General features: G+C 43.6%; 21 protein-coding genes and 1 riboswitch. Of the genes, 12 read left to right on the forward strand and 9 right to left on the reverse strand.

The features are described from left to right. Positions 1-14 precede the first annotated feature (14 nt). The 7 genes from BLT41_RS08455 to thiC all read left to right on the forward strand — a co-directional run bounded on the left by BLT41_RS08455 (position 15) and on the right by thiC (position 5725). Positions 15-755: a substrate-binding periplasmic protein gene (locus BLT41_RS08455; RefSeq protein WP_092160120.1), complete on the forward strand. Its 741-nt coding sequence runs from the start codon at positions 15-17 to the stop codon at positions 753-755. Between the two features lie 69 nt (positions 756-824). Next, positions 825-927: riboswitch (TPP riboswitch) on the forward strand. A 64-nt stretch (positions 928-991) separates the two neighbouring features. After that, positions 992-1192, forward strand: coding sequence for a sulfur carrier protein ThiS (gene thiS, locus BLT41_RS08460; protein ID WP_092160121.1), 201 nt, complete (start codon positions 992-994; stop codon positions 1190-1192). A gap of 8 nt (positions 1193-1200) precedes the next feature. After that, a complete protein-coding gene (locus BLT41_RS08465) occupies positions 1201-1977 on the forward strand; it encodes a thiazole synthase (RefSeq protein ID WP_092160389.1) in 777 nt (258 codons plus the stop codon). A 3-nt stretch (positions 1978-1980) separates the two neighbouring features. Continuing rightward, positions 1981-3108, forward strand: coding sequence for a 2-iminoacetate synthase ThiH (gene thiH / locus BLT41_RS08470; RefSeq protein WP_092160122.1), 1128 nt, complete (start codon positions 1981-1983; stop codon positions 3106-3108). Continuing rightward, complete coding sequence (gene thiF / locus BLT41_RS08475) at positions 3105-3737, forward strand: sulfur carrier protein ThiS adenylyltransferase ThiF (protein WP_092160123.1); 633 nt, start codon at positions 3105-3107, stop codon at positions 3735-3737. Before thiH ends, thiF begins: the two co-directional genes overlap by 4 nt. After that, entirely contained in the window at positions 3734-4396 is a 663-nt protein-coding gene (thiE, locus tag BLT41_RS08480; RefSeq protein WP_092160124.1) for a thiamine phosphate synthase, read from the forward strand. Before thiF ends, thiE begins: the two co-directional genes overlap by 4 nt. Before the next feature lie 24 nt (positions 4397-4420). After that, entirely contained in the window at positions 4421-5725 is a 1305-nt protein-coding gene (gene thiC / locus BLT41_RS08485) for a phosphomethylpyrimidine synthase ThiC (protein WP_092160125.1), read from the forward strand. Positions 5726-5804: 79 nt separating this feature from the next. Here the strand turns inward: thiC and BLT41_RS08490 are convergent, their stop codons facing one another. Next, a complete protein-coding gene (locus BLT41_RS08490) occupies positions 5805-6170 on the reverse strand; it encodes a cupin domain-containing protein (protein WP_092160126.1) in 366 nt (121 codons plus the stop codon). A 200-nt stretch (positions 6171-6370) separates the two neighbouring features. On the opposite strand from BLT41_RS08490, the gene BLT41_RS08495 reads away from it, so the two are divergent. Further along, complete coding sequence (locus BLT41_RS08495) at positions 6371-6751, forward strand: hypothetical protein (protein WP_092160127.1); 381 nt, start codon at positions 6371-6373, stop codon at positions 6749-6751. Between the two features lie 123 nt (positions 6752-6874). On the opposite strand, the gene BLT41_RS08500 is transcribed toward BLT41_RS08495, so the two are convergent. The 8 genes from BLT41_RS08500 to BLT41_RS08535 form a co-directional block, all read right to left on the reverse strand. After that, positions 6875-7531, reverse strand: coding sequence for a nitrite/sulfite reductase domain-containing protein (locus BLT41_RS08500; protein WP_092160129.1), 657 nt, complete (start codon positions 7529-7531; stop codon positions 6875-6877). 53 nt (positions 7532-7584) lie between these two features. Beyond that, positions 7585-10527 (reverse strand): PAS domain S-box protein, encoded by a 2943-nt coding sequence (locus BLT41_RS08505; protein ID WP_092160130.1) that lies wholly within the window; start codon positions 10525-10527, stop codon positions 7585-7587. Beyond that, positions 10524-11516: an ABC transporter substrate-binding protein gene (locus BLT41_RS08510; RefSeq protein WP_170830340.1), complete on the reverse strand. Its 993-nt coding sequence runs from the start codon at positions 11514-11516 to the stop codon at positions 10524-10526. The genes BLT41_RS08505 and BLT41_RS08510 overlap by 4 nt, the downstream gene beginning before the upstream one ends. 236 nt (positions 11517-11752) lie before the next feature. Next, entirely contained in the window at positions 11753-13786 is a 2034-nt protein-coding gene (locus tag BLT41_RS08515) for a methyl-accepting chemotaxis protein (RefSeq protein WP_092160132.1), read from the reverse strand. 321 nt (positions 13787-14107) lie between these two features. Further along, complete coding sequence (locus BLT41_RS08520; RefSeq protein WP_092160133.1) at positions 14108-14383, reverse strand: hypothetical protein; 276 nt, start codon at positions 14381-14383, stop codon at positions 14108-14110. A 209-nt stretch (positions 14384-14592) separates the two neighbouring features. Then, on the reverse strand, positions 14593-15987 hold the full coding sequence (locus BLT41_RS08525; protein ID WP_092160134.1) for a metallophosphoesterase: 1395 nt from the start codon (positions 15985-15987) through the stop codon (positions 14593-14595). 336 nt (positions 15988-16323) lie between these two features. Beyond that, a complete protein-coding gene (locus BLT41_RS08530; protein WP_170830341.1) occupies positions 16324-17190 on the reverse strand; it encodes a transporter substrate-binding domain-containing protein in 867 nt (288 codons plus the stop codon). A gap of 229 nt (positions 17191-17419) precedes the next feature. After that, positions 17420-20764 (reverse strand): S8 family serine peptidase, encoded by a 3345-nt coding sequence (locus tag BLT41_RS08535; RefSeq protein WP_092160136.1) that lies wholly within the window; start codon positions 20762-20764, stop codon positions 17420-17422. 190 nt (positions 20765-20954) lie between these two features. Between BLT41_RS08535 and BLT41_RS08540 the strand changes: the two genes are divergently transcribed. The 4 genes from BLT41_RS08540 to BLT41_RS08555 all read left to right on the forward strand — a co-directional run bounded on the left by BLT41_RS08540 (position 20955) and on the right by BLT41_RS08555 (position 24500). Then, the gene (locus BLT41_RS08540) at positions 20955-21446 is read left to right on the forward strand and encodes a PocR ligand-binding domain-containing protein (RefSeq protein WP_170830342.1); all 492 of its coding nucleotides are present in this window, start codon (positions 20955-20957) and stop codon (positions 21444-21446) included. A 192-nt stretch (positions 21447-21638) separates the two neighbouring features. Further along, positions 21639-22616: a tungstate ABC transporter substrate-binding protein WtpA gene (gene wtpA, locus BLT41_RS08545; protein ID WP_092160138.1), complete on the forward strand. Its 978-nt coding sequence runs from the start codon at positions 21639-21641 to the stop codon at positions 22614-22616. Positions 22617-22677: 61 nt separating this feature from the next. Beyond that, on the forward strand, positions 22678-23466 hold the full coding sequence (locus tag BLT41_RS08550) for an ABC transporter permease (RefSeq protein ID WP_092160139.1): 789 nt from the start codon (positions 22678-22680) through the stop codon (positions 23464-23466). After that, on the forward strand, positions 23463-24500 hold the full coding sequence (locus tag BLT41_RS08555; RefSeq protein WP_092160140.1) for an ABC transporter ATP-binding protein: 1038 nt from the start codon (positions 23463-23465) through the stop codon (positions 24498-24500). Before BLT41_RS08550 ends, BLT41_RS08555 begins: the two co-directional genes overlap by 4 nt. Positions 24501-24553 lie beyond the last annotated feature (53 nt).

Genomic DNA, 24553 nt, shown 5'->3' on the forward strand with positions numbered 1-24553 from the left:
AGCTGGAGACATTAATGAACCGCAAGGCAACTTTTACACTCCTAATAATGGCACTATTGTATTTTGCTACGCCATTTTCTGCACATGCCGTGGAAAAACTTGTCTTCTCAGGTATTGAATCCATTAACTCTGATATAAGTTTCAAAGTCCTTAAAGAAGCATATGGACGTATCGGAATTAAAATAGAACTAAAACATTATCCGATCCTGCGTGCATTACACTCATCCGATTCAGGTATTGTGGATGGTGAATTATTCAAAAAAAAAGGACTTGAGAATAAATATCCCAACCTCACAATGATTCATGTTCCTGTGAACAACATTGAATCTATGGTTCTCACTAATAAATCATCCCCTCCCTTTACAGACTGGCAATCACTTGCCCCGTTCAGAATAGGAATCTACCGTGGAGTGGCTTTTACAAAAGAAAAAACAGCAAAAGCCGGCTGCACCCAAGTCTTTGAATTGGACACACACGATCAAATGCTCAAAATGCTTGAAGCAAACAGAATTGACGTGGCTATTGTCGCAAAAATTGCCGGATTGAGTCTTTTACGGAAAGCCGGACCAACCGAAATAAAACTCATCGAACCACCTCTTGAAAGCTTCCCTGTTTATCACTACCTCAATAAAAAACATTCCCGCCTCGTTCCCAAACTGACAGCAGTGCTGAAACAAATGCAAAAAGAAGGAAGGATACAACAAATACGGGAAGAGATTATTCAGAAGGAATTTGGAACACTCGGTGGAGAGTAATTTACTGATTAAAGAAATTCAGAAGTGTTCACTTTTCCTCTTTACAACCAAAATCGATTAACATACGGTTTTTTCAGCTAGGGGCGTCTTTTTAGACTGAGATGGCATTAACGCCTGTCCCTTCGAACCTGATGCGGGTAATTCTGCCGGAGGGAAGCTGCAATAGATTCTTATGCTTTTTCTATCTGCGCTTACCTTTTTTTAAGGTAAGCGCTTTTTTTTTGCCGGAGCAAATTATGATTGTCATACTGAATGGGGAAAAAACCGAAATAAACAATGATACAAGCGTGCTTGCACTGCTTGATTCCAAGCAAATAGCTGCGGACACAGTCGTTGTTGAATTGAACAAGGAAATAATCCCTTCCGACACTTTCTGTAATACAATGCTAAACGACGGAGATCATCTCGAAGTGCTCCGTTTCGTTGGCGGAGGATGAAAAACACAATGAGCGAAGATCTTTTTGAACTCGGTGGTCGCAAATTTAACAGCCGACTGCTTAGCGGCACAGGCAAATTTGCCGACGATTCAATTATTCCTGCTGTATGCGAAGCTTCCGGTTCTGAGATTATCACCGTCGCACTACGCCGGGTTGATCTTGAATCAAAAACTGACAATGTCATTAATTTTATTCCTAAGCACATGCAGCTTCTGCCCAACACTTCCGGTGCAAGAACAGCCGATGAAGCTGTACGCATCGCCCGTTTAGCCAGAGCTATGGGATGCGGAGACTGGATAAAAATCGAAGTTATCTCAGACAACAAATATCTTTTACCTGACGGATATGAGACAGCCAAGGCCACCGAAATTCTTGCCAAAGAAGGTTTCATTGTTCTGCCGTACGTCAATGCTGATCTCTACATAGCACGCTCTCTGGTTGACGCCGGAGCTGCCGCTGTCATGCCTCTCGGCTCCCCTATCGGAACAAATCGAGGCATCCAAACCCGTGAAATGATACGCATCCTCATTGAAGAAATATCCCTGCCCATCATCGTTGATGCTGGCATAGGTCGTCCTTCTGAAGCATGCGAAGCAATGGAAATGGGCGCTGACGCATGTCTGGTCAACACTGCTATTGCTACAGCCTGTGATCCTGTCACAATGGCAAAAGCTTTCGGACGGGCAGTCAAAGCTGGGCGCGAAGCATACCTTTCCGGCCCCGGAGCAAAACATCGCCAAGCGATGGCTTCATCTCCTCTTACCGGCTTTTTGAGCGAGGATTAGGCAATGAGCTTTTATCCCATCTGCGCTGAATACGGAGCTTTACCCCTCGCAGAGAAATTTGCCGAGGTAACAGAAGACGATGTCCGGCGCGCAATAAACGCTACCACAGCCAGCCCCGAAGATTTCATGGCCATGTTAAGCCCTGCGGCTGTCCCCTTTCTCGAAGAAATGGCGCAAAAAGCGAACAAGCTGACTGAGCAGTATTTCGGTAAAACAATTCAAATGTTCACCCCGTTATACCTTTCCAATTATTGCACCAACCGTTGCGTATATTGCGGTTTCAACACCACAAATAATATCAAACGCGATCATCTGGAGCCGGAACAGGTCGAAGAAGAAGCTATCGCCATTGCCGCCACGGGAATGAAACAGCTGCTCATCCTTACCGGAGATGCACGCACCAAGGCTTCCCCGGAATACCTTGAATCCTGCACAAAGATTCTCAGCAAGTATTTCCCGTCAATCTCAATTGAAATTTACGCTATGGAAGTTGATGAATACGCCGCCCTGGTAAAAGTCGGAGTGGACGGGATGACCATGTTCCAAGAGACCTACAACGAAGAACTTTATCCCACACTGCACCCTGCCGGACCTAAAAAGGATTTCCACTTCCGCCTGAATGCACCGGAACGTGCTTGCAAAGCGGGAATGCGGGTGGTCAACATCGGTGCTCTGCTTGGACTGGATGACTGGAGAAAAGACTCGCTGCTTACCGGAATCCATGCCGCTTATTTACAGAAAAAATATCCCAATGTTGATATAGCTGTATCCCTTCCCAGAATGCGTCCCCATGCGGGATCATTTCAGCCCGCTTCTATAGCCACTGACCGTGACATGGTTCAGAACATGCTTGCACTCCGCCTTTTTCTGCCGCGTGTAGGTATCACTGTTTCCACAAGAGAAAGCCCTGAATTCCGTGAACAGATTCTACCGCTAGGCGTTACTAAGATGTCAGCCGGAGTTTCAACTGAAGTTGGCGGACACAGTCAGAAAGGTGAAAAAGTCGGACAGTTCGATATCTCCGACGGACGCAGTGCCGCAGAATTATGCGCAGATCTCAAGAAACACGGTTACCAGCCGGTTTTCAAAGACTGGCAGTGTCTGGACGAACATTACGGAGAACCGATTTGAACCTGACGGAACAAGGCATAGCCGCCTACTTGGGCGAAGAACGGTTAAAATATATCCAGACCGTTACTATCGGTATTGCCGGAGCAGGCGGCCTTGGTTCCAACTGTGCCATGCATCTGGTCCGTAGTGGATTCAAACAGTTTGTGCTGGTGGATTTTGATCAGATTGAAAAGTCCAACCTCAACCGCCAGAGCTATACATTGAAACAGCTGGATCAGTACAAAGTCACAGCTCTTTCCGAAAATATGCTCGCAGTGAACCCGGCCCTAGACCTTGATGTGCTGGCAACGAAAGTTACTCTGGAGAATATGCAACCCCTTTTCGACCGCTGCGATGCAGTGGTCGAAGCTTTCGATGACCCAAAGATCAAAAGGAGTTTTGTCGAAACATTCCTGTCTACCGAAAAACTGGTTGTTGCAGCCTCGGGCATAGGTGGCACCGGCAATGCTGATGCCATCATCACGCGCAAGGTGCGTGATAACTTTTACATAATCGGAGACATGGTAACCGAGTGTTCCGCTAAACAACCGCCCTTTTCACCGAAGGTCGCCATTGCCGCAGCCAAACAGGCTGACGTTATTCTCAGCTACTATCTTGATAAGTTCGAGACAGAAGGAGGCGCAAAATGAGCGCGAGAAAAATCACCAAAAAAACTATTCTCGACACAGACATTTACTGTCTGACCGCAGAAAAGTTTTCGCAGGGTCGTTCCAATCTGGAAGTGATCAAGGCCATGCTCGACAACGGAATCAAGCTTGTTCAGTACCGCGAAAAAGAAAAGAAGATGGGACTCAAATATCAGGAGTGTCTTGAAATCCGCAAGATGACCCGCGATGCCGGAGCCGCGTTCATTATTAATGATGACATCGACCTCGCCATACTGGTTGAAGCTGACGGCGTGCATATCGGGCAAGAGGATTTCCCCATTGAAGCAGTGCGTAAACTGGTTGGAAATGACATGGCAATCGGCCTTTCCACCCACAGCCCCGAACAGGCACGCGATGCACTTAATCGCGGCGCGGATTACATCGGAGTAGGTCCGGTTTTCCGCACCTTTACCAAAGACGATGTCTGCGATCCAGTAGGATTTGAATATCTGGAATATGTTGTAGAAAACATAGACATCCCTTTTGTCGCCATCGGCGGCATCAAAGAAAACAATGTAGCAGAAGTGATCCGGCACGGCGCACGCTGTGTGGCACTGGTTACTGAAATAGTAGAAGCCGACAATATCGGAAACAAAATCAACGCCCTGCGTGACGCTATGCAGTCCGCGGCAGAAAGCTAAAAAAGCCTGATAAGGAGTTTATTCATGACATACACCACTCAAATGGACGCAGCCCGCAAAGGCATTGTCACCCCTCAGATGAAAATCGTTGCCCGCAAGGAAAACGTCCGCATTGAAGACCTCATGGAACGCATGGCTAAAGGGACTGTAATCATCCCCGCGAACAAGAATCACAAAAACCTTGATCCCGAAGCTGTGGGCGAAGGCATGAGCACCAAGATCAACGTAAACCTTGGTATCTCCAAAGACTGCTCTGAAATTGAACCTGAAATGGACAAAGTCAGAATGGCTTTGGAAATGAAAGCCGAAGCTATCATGGACCTCAGCTGTTACGGAAAAACACGTGAATTCCGTCAGCGTCTGCTTGAAATTTCACCGGCTATGATCGGAACTGTTCCAATCTACGATGCCGTTGGTTTCTATGATAAAAACCTACAGGATATCACCGTAGACGAATTTTTTGACGTTGTTCAGAAACACGTTGAAGACGGCGTTGACTTTCTCACCATTCACTGCGGTCTGAACAGACACACCGCTGATAAAGTTAAACAGGGCGGAAGGCTCACAAACATCGTATCCCGTGGCGGTTCACTGCTGTTCACATGGATGGAAATCAACCAAGCTGAAAATCCATTCTACGAACATTTCGACCGCCTGCTAGATATCTGCGAAGAGTACGACGTTACACTAAGTCTTGGTGACGGCTGCCGTCCCGGTTGTCTGCATGATGCCACCGATGCATGTCAGGTTGAAGAGCTTATCACTTTAGGTGAACTCACCAAACGCGCATGGGAACGTAACGTACAGGTCATGATCGAAGGCCCGGGTCACATGGCTATGAACGAAATCGCAGGCAACATGATGATGGAAAAACGTCTCTGCCACGGTGCACCGTTCTACGTATTAGGACCACTGGTAACAGACGTTGCCCCCGGTTATGACCACATCACAGCCGCAATCGGCGGTGCAATCGCAGCTATGAACGGGGCAGATTTCCTCTGCTACGTAACACCTGCTGAACACCTTCGCCTCCCAACACTTGATGATATGAAAGAAGGCATCATAGCAACCCGCATTGCAGCCCACGCTGCCGACGTTGCCAAGGGTCACCCCGGCGCAAGAGACTGGGACGACAAAATGAGTAAAGCACGCGCCGCCCTAGACTGGAACGGCATGTTCGAACTCGCTATGGACCCCGTTCGCCCTAAAGAGTTCCGCGAATCCTCCAAACCTGAGCACGAAGATTCCTGCACCATGTGCGGCAAGATGTGTGCGGTTAGAAATATGAATCGCGTTCTTGCTGGTAAGGATATTCAGCTTGATGATTAATTTTAATTAATTATATATATCTGGAATATTTGAAATTAGATTACCCCGGCGGACTTTGTGTCTGTCGGGGTTTTTTGTTTTAAACCCAAACATCATTATCCGCAGTAAACTCCCCGCCGCTCTCTCCCGTATTAATCACACCGGAAGGCTCCACTAATAAAACGTGACATTCGCTTTCGGCAAAAGGTTTGTGCTCTACCCCTTTAGGTACAACAAACATCTCTCCGGCAGAGAGTTCAACTCTTCCATCCCGAAAATCAATATTCATTTTACCATCAATCACCATAAAGACTTCATCCGTGTCTTTATGATCGTGCCACGTAAAATCACCTTTTATTTTAACAACCTTGAACTGGTAATCATTCATTTCTGCCACGACACGTGGCGACCACTGTTCAGAAAATTTTGATAATTTTTCTTTTATGTTAATGACCTTATTTTGCATAATCTCTCCTGATGTTTATAATTATCCGCCCCCGAAGACATAAACCTATCTTAAAATAGTTCATAAAAACAAACAGAAAACTAGACCAAATCAAATAATCCGCATTTCCTTTGTCCATCCCTCCGCATGTGTGTTATACTCCCCCTAAACCCAGCTTCTGAGCAGGTCATCAGAGGTATCACACATTATGGAGGCGAATTATGGATAAAGTTTCCTTCAATGCTTATGAACGCGAACTGGAACCAGCATATCGGGATATGATTGATAAGGCTGAATCTACTGTGGACATTCACAATTTCTTCGAACGAACTGCCTTAGATTTTTTACAAGAAACTGTCGGAGATCGGATTGATATTAACCCTGAATCTATCACATTTGCTCCAGATTCTAAACAAGGATACAAGCTTTCTCCGGTTCTCATTGAGAGCTCCGAATTTCAAGAGATTGTGGAACAATCAGACCTTGCAAATATTCTGGAGCGCCTAACCGAAAGAGCTGTAAAGCGCTATATCCATCTGGACCGGAAGCTTCAGGGCAAGACTGAGGCAAAAATCAATCAACCTCCTGGTTTTCGAAGTTAATAGCCAGAACATTTTTCTGCATAATTTAAATACTAAAACCTGTTTCCTGATCACATGACATAAAAAAAGGCTTAGAAGATTTTCTTCTAAGCCTTTCTAATTACAACTATTAAACTTATATTTTTATTTTACGGCAGCCAGCAATGCATCTGCACCTAAACGTTTAATGGTGCCGCTTGTGCGTTCGCGTTTTCTACCGTTTTCGCGGTAATAAACTAGAGCTTTACCAATCATGCTCAAGGCTTCGTCTTCACTTACATTTTTGCCCAATTGAATTCCAACACCCGCGTTTCTTGTCGCTGCGCCGCCGAAATAAACATCCCAACCTTTGGGAGCTCCAACTAAGCCGATATCACGGATAAAGCTTAAACCACACGCCAGCTTACAACCGGACACGCCGCTTTTAACTTTAAACGGATAAGGCCCGTTCTCTTTGACCAAGGCCAATACTTTATCACCCACAGCACGAGATTCCTGCACACCGTAGAGACAGACTCCAGCGCCACTGCAAACTGATAATCCGGGAGGTGCTTTCTCAACAGCTGTGCCTAGACTTGCCACGACTTCACTTAGTTTTGCTTCGGGAATACCTTCAAGATTCATGCGTTGTCCGGTCGTCGCTCTCAGCGAAGTCAGATTGAACTTAGCCATGGTATCCATGACCGTTTTCAACATACCGACAGTGAGTTGTCCCTGATTAATACATAACCGCAAAGAATAAGTGCCGTCTTTACGTTTAACAGGTGAAACAACTAAAGATTCAGAAACAATATTATCCATTAAAAAGCTCCTATATAGCTAATTTATCTAACTGGAAACAGATGTGAAGATTATCAGATGTGTTTTTTTTCGATGTTATTTATATCACTTTCGCGAAGCAACGGAAGCTTGATTACGAATCTGGTCCACTGACCCGGTTCAGAAAAGACTTCCATACTACCGCCGTGCTGATCGGTTATGATAAAGTAGGAAACCGATAAACCTAGACCTGTACCTTTTCCCGTAGCCTTAGTGGAGAAAAAAGGCTCAAAAGCTCTATTACAAATATCTGGATTCATGCCCGGGCCGTTATCTTCAATTTGAATGACTGCCATGCCATCCTTTTCAGAAGTCCGCAACACGAAAAAAGGACTGCCGTCTTTGTAATCCTTTTCAGTCATAGCCTCGCCGGCGTTCTTAAAAAGGTTAAGAAAAACCTGCTGAATCTGATTACCTTCACAATATACAGGAGGCAAACTTGGATCGTACTCCCGATACACTGCTATTTGCTTAAAATCATAAGATTTTTTAAGATCATAATCGCTCACAATCAATTCTATAGATTGATCCAGAAGAACAGCTATGTCGTGTTTGGTGAAATTATCACCGCTTTTTCTGCTGAAATTGAGCATATTGCTTACAATTTTTGCCGCCCGGTTTCCAGATTCATGAATACCGTCAAGCATCTTAGGAATTTCACGCAATTCCAGATAGGCACGCAACTTATCCAAGGCAACATCGCACTCATTTGCAGCATCAATATTACTCTTCTTTTCCCCAAAAAGGCGATTCCTTATATTCTGAGTGTACCCAAGGATGGCGGCCAGAGGATTGTTAATTTCGTGAGCCATTCCTGCGGCTAACCCTCCCACAGAAAGCATCTTCTCGGACTGCACCAGAATCTGTTCAAGGCGGACGCGTTCTGTTACATCGTCAACACGGATAACCGCCCCGTCTATTCCGTTAGCGATTAGGGGAAAGATGGTTATATCTTCATATCGTATCACCCCGTCAACCATATGGACCCGCTTGGAATCCTCCAAAGGGGAACGACAGCGCATAGCTTCACGAACCCGCTCCATCTCGTCAGAAAGATAAGGCAAAATCTCTCCCAGAGGATGTCCGGTAACCGCTTTCTTCTTTAATCCAGTGGCCTTTTCAGCCTGAATATTCCACTGAGTAATATCCCCCTCGGCATCCACACTCACCAATACCGACGGCATAGAATCAATAATGTTCGCTATATAATTTCGTGCATTGAGCAGATCAAGTTCGGCCTGTTTACGTTCAGTTATATCTGTAACCACAGCCATGATACGCAATCCCTCAGGCAAATCGAGCCGCCGCAACCTTATATAAGTAGGAAATTCACTTCCATCCTTACGGCGTGCTACCCAGTCAAAGGCCTGCAAGCCATGTTCGACGCACGAATCTATCAAAAGCAGAGCGTCCTTCTCAGTCAATCCACCACCACTGAGATCTTCAATACTCAGATTATGAGCCTCATTCTGAGGATGACCGAACGTATTCTCAAAGCTTTGGCTTACATCGAAAATAGCACCTTCTGCATCGTGCAAAATAACAGTGTCGGGCAAAGTATCGAGAAGAGACTGCAATCTTTCAGTCGAAGCCAGTAAACGCTGACGAGATTGAAAGAGAGCCTTACTCATCTGGTTGAAAGTCGCGGCCAATTCGCCAATTTCATCGTCGGATTCGATAGGAATAAAGACCTTATCCTCTCCTCCGGACAAAGCCCGGGCGGCGCCAGTGAGCGCAAGGACCGGATGCGTGATGCCGCGGGTAACGCGTACGGCGACAATAAGGACCGCCAGTACTATGCACAACACAACCACAAGGGCATAGTGCGACTGCGTAGCAATTTTAGCCAGATTCGCAGCTTCGGAATAACCGAGCACTATGGTCCACGGCATGTAGCGAAGGCGAACCTTAACGTTCAACGTAGGTTCGCTGTCTGGCCCATATAGAGAAGTGTGGAAAAATGTAACACCGGGATCAGACAGTTCCTTCTTGCTCATACCAATAACAAGCCCTTGATCGGATTCAACAGTGATACGCCTCTCGGATGCAATCTGCGCCTTGACGTTCTGATACAGTGAAAAAGTAGGAGTAAGCACTAAATCCGGTCGATGGCTGTCCGCCAATCGGAGTCCCTCGTCACCGAAAAGAGCGGCGCTGAAAGCATGATCCTCAATGTCCATCCTCGGCAGAATCATCTGCTGGAGAACAGCAGCATTGTAACGGGACCGCAGTACACCCAGTATACGTCCGGAGGTATCACGCACCGGAGAGCTGAAATATAAAGACGGTTGCTGCGCACTTTCTGATACCCCCACAGCAGCGACGTAAGGCAATCCCGTTTCTATGGGAATTAAAAAATAATCCCGATTAGATTTGTCCAACCCTGTATCAAACCCGAAAGTGTCAGCCACTGCGCGACCACTCAAATCCAAAAGAGCTAGAGAAGTTATGTTGGTCGGATCACGCCGCTTGAGCGAGGTGAGAATACCCATAGCCGCCAGCTCTTCAGGAGAGCCTGCCCGCTTATCAGGAGGCAGAGACAGGTATTGCGCAAATTGTGAGATTGTAGATTCTGTTCGAACAGTGGAAAGATTTGCCAAGATAAAAGAATCGATAGATTCTGCTGTATGCGAAGCTGCGGCAAGCATGGCCTGACGGCTGTTCTCCGAAAGGGCTTCAGAGGTCACTTTCTGATCTAAAATGGATAAAATACAAATGGGAACCAGCGATATAAATAAAAAGGAACTGATCAGCTTGGTCCGTAGCCCCGTTGTCCATAAAAAAGCACGTAACGCCAAAAGCACTACCAGCAACGCTATGGAAACCAGCACCACCTCTGTAGCATTAGAAAAAAATAAAAAAACAGGCTCCTCTGCATGGCTTGCCAATACAGATCTTGCAAAAAGAAGCACAGCCAAGCTTATACACATAGACAGTGTAATTCTGAAGCTGAGAATGCGCCGGATAAACTTGATCATTTTACGTCGGCTCCCATGCCTTGCACATATGACGGATCAAGAATTTTGTTCAGATCAGGAGCCGTGAAAACGTCACCTACACTTATAAAAAAATCTACCTGCTTAGCGCCGGTGTCGAAGAGCGAAGTACGCTCATCCTCTTTAGTAAAAGCCTTCTGATTATCCGAGCGCGACAAAATTCGACAACCTTCTATAGAAATATCTTCGGCACGCTGCCCGGTGGCCTTGGCAATGATAGCATCACACTCTTCCCTGTTTGCCATCCAGTATTCCTGTGCCTCAAACCACGCATCCACAAAAGCCTGCACCTCTGGGCGGCGCTTTTTCGCAACTGCCCCCTGAAAAACGATTACATCAGGAACCATTCCCGGCGTATCAGCCGTGGTAAAAAGTACTTTATAACCTTTTGCCTCAGCCTTTGAGAGATAAGGTTCCCATGTGTACCCCCCTTGAATCTGTTCAGGCATAGTATCCAGAACTATTTCCGGCCCGACATCTACAAGGATAAGATCGTTTCGCGAAAGACCGTGACGGCGCAACAAAGTGGTGATTATGAACTCGCTTCCGGACAGCGCTCCTTGAATGCCTATGCGCTTTCCTGCCAAATCCTCCGGAGTAACAATATCCGAGGTTACAACAACTCCTTCAGCTCCGTCTGAGTTATCAGTGGCCAGAACCACCTTCATATCCGGAACATTGATTTTCAAAAGTTCGTAAAGCCCTCCGTGAGCAGCATCAATCTTGGAAGCCGCAAAGTCGGAAAATATGTCCGTATAAGAGGAGTAAAGTATTGGCTCTACCTGCACGCCGTGCTTATCGAAAAAACCTTTTTCTTTGGCAATAACAATGGGGTACCATCCGGGCCATAGAAACCATCCCACACGCAGAGGCTTGGACTGAACAGGCTGAGGAGCTTGGGAACAGGCCGGAATAAGAACAACCGTTGCCGTCAGAATTAATACGAGGAAATATGACAAGAGTTTACGCATATCAAAACCTCTCGTGAAAGTTCGCGATGCAAGTCCTGCAAACCCAAATACCATCGCACTAAATGTTTATCAAATTAATTGCCGTTCCCGAAAGACTTTCAGAGCATGCAAAATATAACTTTTTCTCAAAATTCATTGCAAAACATTTAAGATAAAAAAGCAAGAGCCGTTCCGATTTAAATCGGAACGGCTCTTATTACATACAAGAAGAATGTTCTACTCGCGTAGAATCAGGATTAACTATTATCACTATTAATTTCTTCAATTATACTTTGAAGACGTTGTGCCTGCGAAGCTAGATTCATCACAGCTTCAGAAGACTGACGCATCGCATCACTTGTTTCAGTTGAGATATTATTAATTTCATCTATTGCGCGATTTATTTCTTCAGACGTGGACGACTGCTCTTCACAAGCGGTGGCTATGCCCCTGATCTGATCAGAAACTTCATCGGTCAACTTCTGAATTCCTATTAGCGATTCACCGGCATTCTTCGCCATTTCAGAGACTGAAACAACTTCTTTTACAGTGTCTTCACACTGAGCCATACTGTTGCGTGTGCCATTCTGGATACCTGAAATAGCATCTTCAACTTCTTTTGTTGCTGTCATTGTTTTTTCAGCAAGCTTGCGAACTTCATCCGCTACTACAGCAAAACCCCGCCCGGCTTCACCTGCACGTGCGGCCTCAATTGCGGCGTTCAGTGCCAACAGATTAGTTTGATCAGCAATATCAGAAATTACATCTATAATTTCTCCAATTTTTTCAGAGCTATGTCCAAGCTGAACCATTTCATTCTGAAGATTTTCAGAATGTTTTTGGACTTCACTGATTCCACCAATCATTGTATCTACAATATTTGCACCGGAGGATGCAGTGGCTTTCGCATCATGCGCCGTACCCGAAGCATGACCTGTGCTTTCTGCAACTTCTAATACAGAGGCCGTCATCTGCTCCATAGCAGTTGCAGTTTCACTTGTACGCTGAGCCTGTATGTCGGAACCTGTGGACGACTGCTCTATTTGAGCTGATAATTCTTCTGATGCTGTGGAAATTATAGCTACAACTCCTTCAAGTTCGCGAGCCGCCTGCAACATGCCTTCACGCTTGGCTGTTTCAGCCTGTGCTCTAGCTTCCTCTGCTTCGGCCATGGCTTGGTGAGCTTTTTCTGTCTCGCCTGCAGCCAAACGAGTCTGTTCCTGAGCATGTGCAATCATGTCTTTAAGATTTGCAACCATTTTTATCAGAGCGCCTGCGAGGACTCCGACCTCATCTCTGGTTGTAACAGTAAGTTCGTGATCCAAATTACCTTCCGCAACAAAAGAAGCAAATTCAGTAGTAAGAACGATGGGTTTCGCTAAAGATTTTCCTATCAACCATGCTGCAAGAATCATAAGAGGAACAATTACCAGAATTACAAGCAATGATGAATTAACAACATTAGACTCCGCCTTCATTAATGCTTCAACAGGCATTCCAATGAACCACATACCTAAATTTTGCCCGGAGATTCCTTTTATAGGCCAATATGCTGTCTGAAATTCTTTGCCGAGAATATTGTTACGAGCTAAAAAAGTTGCCCCTCTATCAAGAACAGTCGCAATTACTTCAGGATTACTAATTCTGGAGCCGACGACTCGTTGCCCGGACTTAAATATTGTTGTCATTGCGCGTGTTTCTTTATTAAAAACCGTAACTTCCAGACCTGTAAATTCTTTAATATCATCAACAAAGGATTCCTTGTTCAAGGAAACACCAAGAGAAACGGTTCCAATTACTCTGCCATCATATTTAACCGGTGAAGAAGCACGTAATGAGAAAGGAACTTCTGTTCCCCTGACAATCCCGACCTGACTTTGATTGCTAAGCGCGGACCGCACCGTAGCTTGACTGTTTACATTATCTCCACGCCTATCAGAATGACCGCGGGCAAGAACTTTACCATCAGCATCTGTCACAGTAATCAGATCGGCTCCTGTTTCTCTTAAAAATGAGTCAATCACTGATTTTAGCTTAGAATAATTTTTCGACTGAACAGCTTCAACCAGCTCGTCCTCGTTAGCTGCCATTTTAGATTCTTCAAGATACCCATTCGAAAGCGTGGCAATATGATTATCGACAACTTTTTTTAAGGTCTTGATGTTGTTGCTTGATTCAATTGCAAACCCTTGGGACATGTAATAATCAACCGTAAAAAAAATGGATGATGCAGTTAAAAGCACCATACATACTGACATCAATACTATCTTATTCAAAATACTGAACTTCATACAAAAGACCTTCTATTCTTTTAATTAATAAAATGAACTATCCACAAAATATAAATAATTTGCTCAAAAAAATTCTACAGCACAACACTTGTTAAAAAGGATCAGTCAGTTACTTATCCCCAAGTAAACGTCAATTATTTAAAAAACCTGCAACACAAAATATTATCAATCACATTAAGCTATAACGCCCTATGGCTAATCCTCAATTTTTTTATTACAAATATGCTTGTTATCGTTTCGATCTTGAACAAAAAAAGAGCACCCATCTTATAAAGATGGATGCTCGAGTCATCATGACCAACAAGCTGTTTACAACTCAGTTTACCAAGGGAGAGGATCTGGGATAACTATATCCTCAGCATAATCGTATCCCTCAAACTGAACTGCAAACCATTCAAAAAAAAGATCATTACTAAAAATACGGCGTCCAACTTCTACTTTATCCCATACTGCATTCTCGCCGACTGCAAGCTCTTCTGAAGCTGTAGCCATCACGGCATTAATATCTTCAGGACAAAAGTAAGGGACGTTCTCAATAACGAAATACCGAATCGTAAACTCTCCAAAATCAACCTGTTTCAAAGACAAATCACGCATACTCACCCCTCAACACTCAATGGTTAACTGCATTATCCAATCATGTCTTCTAACGCATATTATACCAGTTAAAACACATCATATATAAAGGAATGTTCTTCCTTTCATGCCATATTCAGATAAAAAAAGAACCTCACTTGAAAAAATGAGGTTCGTCAATATCGTAATGAAAGCAAATAAATCCTACAGCAAAAAAAAACTGTTTTATGTTAAAGCCGTACTGAATCTTTAGCCATTTCAGTTACGTCCTCATTTTCAAAATTATATAGTTTTACAGCTGTTTGTGAGTTTTCATCCGCCCTCTGTGGAGTTATGACTACAAAAGTCATTGTGACGTTATCGGGATTATGATCAATCCATGTTCCTGAGTTTACATAGACTGTTTTTTCCCCTTTATCACTTGTAGAGACATTCATTTTAGGGACATGGCTATGACCGAAAACAACAAGTTTTTTATCAGAAGCGGGATTCATAAAATATTGGGTTACTGCCATACTATCCGTTTGGCTTGCAGAAATAACATTATCAATTGCCTCGGCAGTAGGGATTGGTACAGGAACATTATTAAGAAGACACCTTGCAGCCCAGTTATCTTGAATTCCGTTAAAAAGATTTACCAAAATTACACCTTTCGCGACAGCTTGCGAAGGAAGTAAATCCTCAACTTTATATGTAACGGTAAATTTGTTAACATTTGTAACAATAATACTTTCGTTAAAAAGATTTTTTATAGGAAATGCCTTCAACGTCCAAGCCCATTTTACCCAATATTTATATAACAAAGTCTGACTATCAGTCCCAGCAGGGTCAGGAATGACAAGGGGTATTACATCGGCTCCGCTTTTACAGTTCTGTACAACATGCAAAGCTGCAATTCGTGTAAAAAAATAACCCGGAGGCAATATTGTTCCCGGTGCGGCAACTTGATTGGAAATCGGATCCGGTGAACAAAAAAAGTTGTATCGATGGCCATGCTCAATCGCAATTTTAGGCTGCCCAACGGGTGAATATGTTCCCAGGCCCAACAACCCCGCATCACGAGCCTGATTTATTCCGGGCAATACGTTTTCAACATTTGCATCCGTAATCGTTAAATCATGATTTCCCGGAACATATGTAACTAAAATTTTTCCAGCTGTAATGATACGATTAAAAGCATCAAACACCCTTTTGTTCGTTACGGCTATACGCTCAACAAAATCGAACTGATCATATCCCTGATAGGTATCTACTGTTGCCGGTACAAACCACTCGTCAAGCAAGTCTCCCGCAATAACCAGTTCCTTAACATTCGTTGAATCTTCAACCCTTTTGAGAAAATTTTCAAGAGGAATCAAATTGTCTTTAGTTTCTGTATAACTTATATCAGCACCGAGATGAAGATCACTTATAACGACAATCAAATCTCTTTCATTGCTGCCATTATTGAATGGGTCAAGACCACCATCTCCCTGATAACATGAAGTCAGCAGGCAAGCGGGCCCCATGCTCATAACTGCAGCAGTTGTTGTTGCACTGAACTTCATAAAATCGCGGCGGGATATCCCTTTCTTTTTAAAACTGTTCTCAGCTTTAGGATTTCCTATTTCAGCAGATAATTTCATAAGAACTTACATCCCTCAATTTAAAATCAAAGGGCCTTCCCCCTCCGACAGCATACTTTTCAATCCAGAATCAGAAATATATCAAACGCCAAAACCGTGAATATACGAATTTTATTTTACAGCAGCGATTGCCCTGCAAACCTTTATTCAAGATTATTATATTTCTCACTCTTTCTAGCGTATAGTGTTAATAATATCAATATGTTATTAACACTATCATTCAGGTTTCATTAAAAAGCATGCACCATTGAGGGGACACTGCCCCTCCTCAATAAAAAAGGGCTAGCTAAATAATTAGCTAGCCCTTTGACATTATGACGACACTTAAAAACTCAGCTAGTCACACAGAACTTTATCTGTAATATCATTTTGATATGCTTTTTCTAATTTCTTTTTGAAATTGTCAGGAGTCCAGTTCTTTACGAGTGTTTCAAGACGACCAGAACAGATCATGTCTTCTAAAATTGCATCAATTTTACGAATCATGACCTCTCCCCATTTGGTTTTAGGCGTAGCATAATAGCGATATATAGGGGTAACTGGCAGCTCTAAACATTCAATGAACTCTATATTCGATTTCTTTATATCATCTTGGTGTGTATAATAGGCTACAAGTGGGTCAGCAAAGAAGAAATCAATTCTATTGTGAAGAAGTAAATTTATTTGATCAATAGTGTCGAAAGCTGCGACTCCGTGATTTTTAGAATTTGTTTCTTTTATTATATTCAAAAGTTTCCCATAATATATTCCTTTCATATAGCTAAATATATTATTAGTATTGTTTAGATTGGTATATAATGAAAATTTTCCGTTGCTTGTGAATTTATTTTTATCTTCTTTTCTAATAACAGCAACTATACTCCATGAAACCATACAAGGATATTTTGAATAATATAAATATTTTTCTCGTTCAGTAGTTTTAACTATTCCTGTAATGACTATATTTTTCCCGGATTTTGCATCTAATAATCTTTTTACTGGAGATCCAATTGCATTGATATGTGTGTCACTGGGTAACATGTTCTGAATATATTCATTAAGTGTATTGCCTAACCCAGAACGTTCTCCTGATGAATTGTACATGAAAAGTGGTGGACAATCGAAACTTGGCCAATATGTTTTATCTTTTGCAAAAGCTATTTCAATACAAATTAAAACTGACAAGAGAGTAAAGGAAACTATTTTTAATTTGCTAATCCGCATATTAGTCCTGTGGTCGGTTTTCATAGCTTAACTGATGATTAAGCCACAAAAAAGATTCTCCTAGAAGTTAAATACATTCATTACTGCTAATACAATAAATACGGCTATAATCCCGGCAACAGAAGAACGATACTTTAAATAAGAGTGACATACAACAGCACAAAAAAATGGTCTACGATTTTACTCGTAAACCATTTAAATTTATTACCCTATCAGGAACACTTCTTGGCTATTTTCGGAACTTTACGGTGATGAAAGGTTCCCCGGAATTAAGTTTGGAAAACCGACCTAACACCAGAGACAGAATTGCGATCAGCATCAGGAGAATCGGGCCATACTCATTATCCATTCCCACAGTGCATCCTGTTCCGCCCGTATCAGGCGAGCTCATACCGAGAATCTGCGGGTCGTCGATAACTCCCAGATCCGGGTTATCATCATAAGAACCGTTGTCCTTAAGAACTGAAACAACATAATATGCAGTAGTAGAATTCAAAGCCTGAACAGGCTCAACAAATTTTCCTAACACATCTGTAAGCCACCAGTTGCCGTCCGTATAATCCTCAAGGTTTGCATATTTGAATTGTTTATTAGTTCCGTTGGTAAACAACTTAGCCAGCGTTAATTCTTTTGCCTCCACCGTGGGCAATCCGGTTACAGAATACCGAATACTGATTACACTGTCCGCTACAGTTTGAACACAAAATGAAGACTTATCACTATAAACACTCTCAAGAGCAGTTCCGTATACAGTATTTACGTTTACAGCAGAGCTAGCCGAATGCGCTTTGCTCAAAAAGGTCGACATTGGAGCACCGGGCTGATCAGTGTTCAACTCAATCTCGCCTTCTGTAGGATTGTCACCCACCATACCGCTCATAACTAGAGCATAAGGTTGTGGGCCAAAAGGAATGTTATTGGCGGTAATTTCCGCCTTATATGTGCCGGCCTGCGGACTTTCAACAGTTACAGATACAGTATTGTTCAAACGATCAAAATTAGTTGCTGCTATCTGCGTCCTGAAATTAACGCCAATAACCGGCGTAAAAGCAGCCTCCTGCCAAATGCCCCCAACCTTAACCATTCCAAGGGTCGTGGGATTAAGATTCTGATAGCCAACTCCGAATGAGCTGTTTTGCTTTTCCACAGCAACCACAACGCTGCCTTCTGTAAGAGTCAATCCGACCGGAAGGGCGTATTGCCCAGATGGAACATATGCAAATGATTTTCGGAAAAGTTCATCCCCAACTCCACCATCATATTTATATATGACAATTTCAACATTCTCAATAAAACCAAGGGGGTTGGAGAAAGCAAGACCTACAGCCTCAAGGGTACAGGGATAAGAAGGCGGTGTAACTCGCAAGCCGGTTACGTCCTCCTTGTAGTAACCGTCAATAGCGGTAGCATACAGATATTTTGTCAATGGGCTTAGACTGACAGCGTTATCTGGATAGACCCATGTTCCATCAGGTTGTTGAACCCTGAGATCCAAATCATTAACCAACCCGCCGGACGCGGCAACTGATCCTGGATAATCGGTCCATCCAAGAACAGCTTTGAAAGGTTTCTCGTTATTCTCCACTTTAAAAGAAAAAACCCGGGAATAAGTTGTGTCTGAAGGGGCAAAGTCCTCGATATCATGGTATTCAGTTTCATACTTGTCATCAGAATTGATAGAAGACTCTAAGTTCATTCTTCCCCAGCCCTGAACATTATCAGGTGCTCCGGAAACTTCCTGTGTAGAACCAGTCCCGTACTGACCGGGAACAAGTGACCCTGCCCCGTGGATAAGACTAGTTTTAACCAGAGCGGCACTTGGATCGGTAAAACCTTCCTCTTTGATCAAATACTCACGCAAAACGGCGGCAGTTCCGGCAACTAGCGGGGTTGCCATACTGGTTCCGCCCGACCAGTAATAATCTTCGTTGAAAAACCCCCATCCATTTCCCAACTGATTCGAGGAACGGGTTGAAAGGATATTTGTTCCCGGGGCAACAATTTCCGGTTTGTAGCGACCATCTATAGTCGGCCCACGACTTGAAAAAGCAGCTAAACCGTAAGGCTTATTAGAAATCAGATCAGAAGCTAAAGGCTCAGCATAAAAATTGAAGATATTCCAGCCTTGGGAACCATACCCCTCACTGCTGCCGATTCGATAGGATTCAGAAGCTCCGACAGTCAAACAATTTTTAGCTGTTCCCGGAGAATCAATACAATAAGAATCAATAACCCCATCCAAATCTTTGTCTTTACCGGCATTTCCTGCAGCAAAGAGAATTAAAAAATCTTTATTACTCCACATAAACTGATCAACGCTGACAGATAAACTGTCATAATTTCCCGGTCCGGAAGCCCCCCAGCTATTGCTGTGGATACGTGCTCCGGCATCATGTGCAGGGTCAAAAATATCAAACAGATCCGCAGGTATTCCGGGCAGATTTGCCCCTCCATCAGCCGGCCCCACAGTTTGAAAATAAAGCCGGGCCTTTGGTGCTGCCCCCGCATAACATGTACTCGGAAATGAATTAGCCAGAGGTGATGAACCTGATTTCATACCGTTGCCGAGAACAGTCCCTGCCACATGAGTTCCGTGACCGCTGTAGTCAATAATACTTGATCCTGGAAATACTACATTGCTGTTGATCCGGCTTCCGCCTTGACCATCGCTGAAATCCTCATGAATACTGGAGACCTCACCAGTATCAATCCCGCTGTCGCAAATAGCTACAATCTGACCTTCACCAAAAAGCTTACTACGGGAAACCGGCCATACTTTTTCCTGTTCTGAACGAGCTTCGATTATACCGAGGGCAATATTATTATCAGTGCGAAGCTCAGATGCCCTTTCAATCCATTTCACACCCTTTATATCTTTAAGCCCGTCTACATTTTTTATGGATATTTTAACATTAATCAGAATACGCCACTCTGACGAAGAACTCGAAAGCACAGTCCCTCCGGCCGAGCTGATTTTACTTCCAAGCAGGACCATATCTTCGCCGGGGAACGCAACTACCCTGACTTTCAGCATAGCTTCCTGCTCCCGCAATTTATCAGGCGTGATGTCATATACATCTCTGGACAGCTTCAAATCAGCAGCATATTCGCCGATCCAACGCACAAACTCCAGTTCTTTGACATCATCAACCTTTGCAGTACCGAGCTTAATTATGAACGCATATTGAGGGATATAATCAAAAAACACTGCTCCAAAACCTGCAAGAGACTTTTTCCATGAGGATTGAACAGGACCTATAAATTGAACGACGTAGTAATTGTACTCTACAACGTCAGTTGGGGCTGAAAAAGAAAAAAGCCTTTTAAAAGTTCTTGCAAAACTTGTTGCAGGACTAGAAGCATCTGATTTTTCTGAGGGAGGGGATGCCTTGTCAGAGGGCAAAAGAGTTCCGCTCAGAGATTCTTTTAAAGGGTCCACCTGCTGATTCTGAAAATAAAGTTTTGGACCGGAAGAATCACTATCCTCGCCACGAACAGAACAAGGGCACAGAAAAAATATTACAGTCAAAAAAACCAACAGCGGCTTAGTAGCGGAGGCTTTGAATGAGCACATTATATATTTCCCCTTAATAAATTATTGCCACTGGCTAATACTTATTAAAACTCTAACATGTCAAGGAATATGCAATCATTCGTACATGCCAGCCAATCCCCTCCCCCCCCACTTGCCCGAATTTTTTTTTTCGAATACGATACTATAGTTCATATCATAAACACACTAAAGTAAGAGGTTTCTTATGCTCATGACCGACTTATTATCCAAAGATCAGTGGAATGATCTGGAAAAAACAATCCATAATGACTGGGGTTTCAATGCGAGTGCATACGATGCCAAGGGAATGACCTTCACCGGCTTCAAAAATTTCGTAAATCCGTTGTGTTCTGAAATTAAATCCCACCCTGAAGGCATTCAAGCTATCTGTTCAGTGGCCCACCAGCACATGGCCCAGCTGGCCCGGACAACAGAAAAAAGCGTCATCGAACAATGCGACGCAGGAATGTTCAAGATTTGTACCCCCATCATCGTTGATGGCGAATTCATCGGAATTGTCGGCGGATGCGGACGCGTACCCGAAGATTCCGAAATCGAAACTTTCACAGTACACAAAGCCATCAATGTCCCCTTGGATAAGGTAGAAACACTCGCAAAGGACGTTCCAACCATCTCCAATAAAAAAGCTCAGGATCTGGCCACATTCCTTGAAAAATTCGTTGCAGACATTCCCCGCCCCTAACAACGGAAAACTGACTTTTAATCAAAAGACCTCAATCCAGATGGGGTCTTTTGATATCTTTGATGAAACTAAAAATAATTACACTTTTTTATTTGTGCTAACCTTCCAACAGTAATTGACAATAATTCCCCTTCAAAATATACGGTAATTATATATGCTTAATAATATATAATAATTTAAATTGGAGCGAATATGCGTCTATTCTTACTGGGAGTTACACTCTTTATGCTTTCTCTTATTTCTGCTGCACCTGCATTTGCAGGTGAAGATATCAGTGGCGATGTAATCATGTTCCATGCCGGATCACTTTCTGTTCCTCTGGCAAAAATGGAAAAAGAATTTGAAGCCATGCACCCCGGCGTTGACATCAAAAGGGAAGCTGGCGGTTCCACCAAAATGGCCCGTATGATTTCAGAAGTGGGCAAACCTGCGGACATTATGGCTTCTGCCGACTACGTGGTTATTGATAAGAACCTCATCCCCAAGTATGCAGATTTCAACATCCGCTTTGCTACCAACCAGCTTGTTCTCTGCTATACAGACAACAGCAAATTTGCTTCAGAAATTAATGCTGACAACTGGTATGACATCCTCCAGAAGCCCGGCGTAATCTGGGGTCACTCTGATCCAAACCTTGATCCTTGCGGATACCGCAGTGTTATGGTTCTGCAACTGGCTGAAAAATTTTACAACAAACCGGGTCTTTACGAAAAACTGGTTTCAGTCCGCAAAAAAGAATGGGTTCGTCCCAAATCTGTTGAGCTTATCTCTCTGCTTAAAACAGGCAACATGGACTACGCATGGGAATACCTTTCCGTAGCAGTTCAGCATGGATTGAAATACATCACCCTTAATAAGCACATCAATCTTTCCGACTACAAATATAATAAGTTCTACGAACAGGCCAAAGTAACCGTAAGCGGTAAAAAACCCGGCACAACTATTGTTCGCACCGGTAAATCTATTACTTACGGCATCACCGAACTGAAAGACGCGCCGAACAAGCCGGCAGCAACAGCATTCCTAGCTTATATGCTTTCTCCTGAAGGCGGTCTCAAAATCCTCAAGGAAATGGGCCAGCCTCCTTTTGTTCCTGCAATCATTCCCGACGATGCAATGCTCAAAAAAATGCCTGCATCCCTGCAAAAACTCGTAAAAGTAAAAAAATAATCAGCCCACAACATCTGAAAGCCGGACGAAATATTCGTCCGGCTTTCTTATTAAGAGCCTCATGAAAAAATTCCACAATATTTCAGTAAGCAATATTATCTCGGCTTTCCTTGTTCTCGGCTTTATCCTCCTCCCACTGAGCCAGTTGATTTTTGGCTCAAGCCCTACAGAAATAATTGATACCATCATGGATAAGGATGTCCGCGAGGCAATTATTCGCAGTATGGCCTGTTCCGGGCTTGCAGCCATATTAGCTTTTGCAATAGGAACCCCATTTGCGTTCATGCTGGCCCGTAACAATTTCAAAGGAAAAGAGTTACTTAACTCCATAATCGACCTGCCGATCATGATCCCGCATCCAGTTATCGGCATAGCCCTGCTGAGCATTGCCGGACGAAACCACTGGATAGGACAAAGACTGCTGGATGCCGGAATCCGGCTTATGGGAACAACCACAGGAATTGTGGCTGTTCTGCTATTTGTCGGACTGCCCTTCTATATAAATGCGGCGCGGGACGGTTTTGAAAGTGTCCCTGAACGGCTTGAAAAAGCAGCCCGGACTCTCGGAGCAAACAGAAGCCAGACATTTTTCAGGGTAACATTCCCGCTGGCGTGGAAATCTCTGCTCACAGGGATGATCATGTGCATGGCGCGGGCACTCAGCGAATTCGGCGCAGTGGTTATTATAGCCTACCATCCAATGGTCGCTCCGGTGCTTATGTACGAAAGATTCACAGCTTACGGCCTTTCATACTCCCGCCCTGTTGCGATTTGGCTTATTGCCCTTTCACTCGTTCTGTTTGCAGCTCTCAGACTTCTTTCAAGAGGATTAAAAGGTAAGAAAATATGATTACCATTGAAAACTTAGATGTAAATCTTCCAAACTTTTCTCTTGAGAATATCAACCTTCAAATAGACGAAGGTGATTTTTTTACACTGCTGGGCCCTACCGGTTCCGGAAAATCTGTACTGCTGGAAACCATTGCCGGACTCATCCCTGTTTCGAGCGGATCAATTAAAATAAACCGGACTGACATTACCCACACGGCTCCAGAAAAACGTGGTCTGTCTATTGTTTATCAGGACTATGCCCTTTTTCCGCACCTCAGTGTTAAAGACAACATTACTTTCGGTGCCAGATATAAAAATATTGAAAAAATTAAGGCTGACAAAAAAGCTCATGAACTAGCCGAAATGCTGAACATTTCACACCTGCTGGACCGCACTCCCCGAAACCTTTCCGGCGGAGAAAAACAACGGGCCTCCATCGCCCGCGCACTGCTGGTCGATCCTGCCGTACTGCTTTTGGATGAACCTCTTTCCGCTCTTGATCCTGCTTTCAGACAAGAAGTTCAGGATCTGCTAAAATCTATTCACAGGGAAACCGGAATTACCTTTGTAATGGTCACCCACGACTTTGATGAAGCCCTCTATCTGGCAACCAATGGCGCTATCATCAAAAATGGGAAATTAATCCGCAAAGGATTAATCCGGGATATTTTCAATACACCCGGATCTGAATTTGTAGCTAATTTCGTAGGCATGACGAACATTTATGTATGCTCTCCTGAAAATGGCTGTATGCGTTCAGGGGAACTGTCGCTGCAATGCGAAAAACAAATAAGCAATGAAAAATGCCACATGGCATTCAGACCGGAAGAAATTATACTTGGAAATAAGCTACTTGAACAAGGACATCCAAACTGCTTTGAAGCGGTAATAAAAACCATAACCGTCGGAGGATTTCATGCCCGGGTTACTTTGGATTATGCGGGGATTGAAATTAACGCCCTTGTGCCTCGAAATTTAATTATTAATGGAGAACTTGAAACAGGCTCTAAAATAAAAGTATCTATACCTCCCAAAAGTATACATCTTTTTTAAACACGCACAACAGCTTAATAATTCTAATATTGAAAATAAAAAAACCCGGACAA

The organism is Maridesulfovibrio ferrireducens (assembly GCF_900101105.1).
In the GTDB taxonomy this organism is placed as follows: Bacteria; Desulfobacterota; Desulfovibrionia; order Desulfovibrionales; family Desulfovibrionaceae; genus Maridesulfovibrio; species Maridesulfovibrio ferrireducens.

What these genes read in the sequence shown, in the direction of transcription:
- BLT41_RS08455 (WP_092160120.1), top strand. Translation starts at nt 15, where the DNA reads ATGAACCGCAAGGCAACTTTTACACTCCTAATAATGGCACTATTGTAT.
- thiS (WP_092160121.1), top strand. Translation starts at nt 992, where the DNA reads ATGATTGTCATACTGAATGGGGAAAAAACCGAAATAAACAATGATACA.
- BLT41_RS08465 (WP_092160389.1), top strand. Translation starts at nt 1,201, where the DNA reads ATGAGCGAAGATCTTTTTGAACTCGGTGGTCGCAAATTTAACAGCCGA.
- thiH (WP_092160122.1), top strand. Translation starts at nt 1,981, where the DNA reads ATGAGCTTTTATCCCATCTGCGCTGAATACGGAGCTTTACCCCTCGCA.
- thiE (WP_092160124.1), top strand. Translation starts at nt 3,734, where the DNA reads ATGAGCGCGAGAAAAATCACCAAAAAAACTATTCTCGACACAGACATT.
- thiC (WP_092160125.1), top strand. Translation starts at nt 4,421, where the DNA reads ATGACATACACCACTCAAATGGACGCAGCCCGCAAAGGCATTGTCACC.
- BLT41_RS08490 (WP_092160126.1), bottom strand. Translation starts at nt 6,170, where the DNA reads ATGCAAAATAAGGTCATTAACATAAAAGAAAAATTATCAAAATTTTCT.
- BLT41_RS08495 (WP_092160127.1), top strand. Translation starts at nt 6,371, where the DNA reads ATGGATAAAGTTTCCTTCAATGCTTATGAACGCGAACTGGAACCAGCA.
- BLT41_RS08500 (WP_092160129.1), bottom strand. Translation starts at nt 7,531, where the DNA reads ATGGATAATATTGTTTCTGAATCTTTAGTTGTTTCACCTGTTAAACGT.
- BLT41_RS08505 (WP_092160130.1), bottom strand. Translation starts at nt 10,527, where the DNA reads ATGATCAAGTTTATCCGGCGCATTCTCAGCTTCAGAATTACACTGTCT.
- BLT41_RS08510 (WP_170830340.1), bottom strand. Translation starts at nt 11,516, where the DNA reads ATGCGTAAACTCTTGTCATATTTCCTCGTATTAATTCTGACGGCAACG.
- BLT41_RS08515 (WP_092160132.1), bottom strand. Translation starts at nt 13,786, where the DNA reads ATGAAGTTCAGTATTTTGAATAAGATAGTATTGATGTCAGTATGTATG.
- BLT41_RS08520 (WP_092160133.1), bottom strand. Translation starts at nt 14,383, where the DNA reads ATGCGTGATTTGTCTTTGAAACAGGTTGATTTTGGAGAGTTTACGATT.
- BLT41_RS08525 (WP_092160134.1), bottom strand. Translation starts at nt 15,987, where the DNA reads ATGAAATTATCTGCTGAAATAGGAAATCCTAAAGCTGAGAACAGTTTT.
- BLT41_RS08530 (WP_170830341.1), bottom strand. Translation starts at nt 17,190, where the DNA reads ATGCGGATTAGCAAATTAAAAATAGTTTCCTTTACTCTCTTGTCAGTT.
- BLT41_RS08535 (WP_092160136.1), bottom strand. Translation starts at nt 20,764, where the DNA reads ATGTGCTCATTCAAAGCCTCCGCTACTAAGCCGCTGTTGGTTTTTTTG.
- BLT41_RS08540 (WP_170830342.1), top strand. Translation starts at nt 20,955, where the DNA reads ATGACCGACTTATTATCCAAAGATCAGTGGAATGATCTGGAAAAAACA.
- wtpA (WP_092160138.1), top strand. Translation starts at nt 21,639, where the DNA reads ATGCGTCTATTCTTACTGGGAGTTACACTCTTTATGCTTTCTCTTATT.
- BLT41_RS08550 (WP_092160139.1), top strand. Translation starts at nt 22,678, where the DNA reads ATGAAAAAATTCCACAATATTTCAGTAAGCAATATTATCTCGGCTTTC.
- BLT41_RS08555 (WP_092160140.1), top strand. Translation starts at nt 23,463, where the DNA reads ATGATTACCATTGAAAACTTAGATGTAAATCTTCCAAACTTTTCTCTT.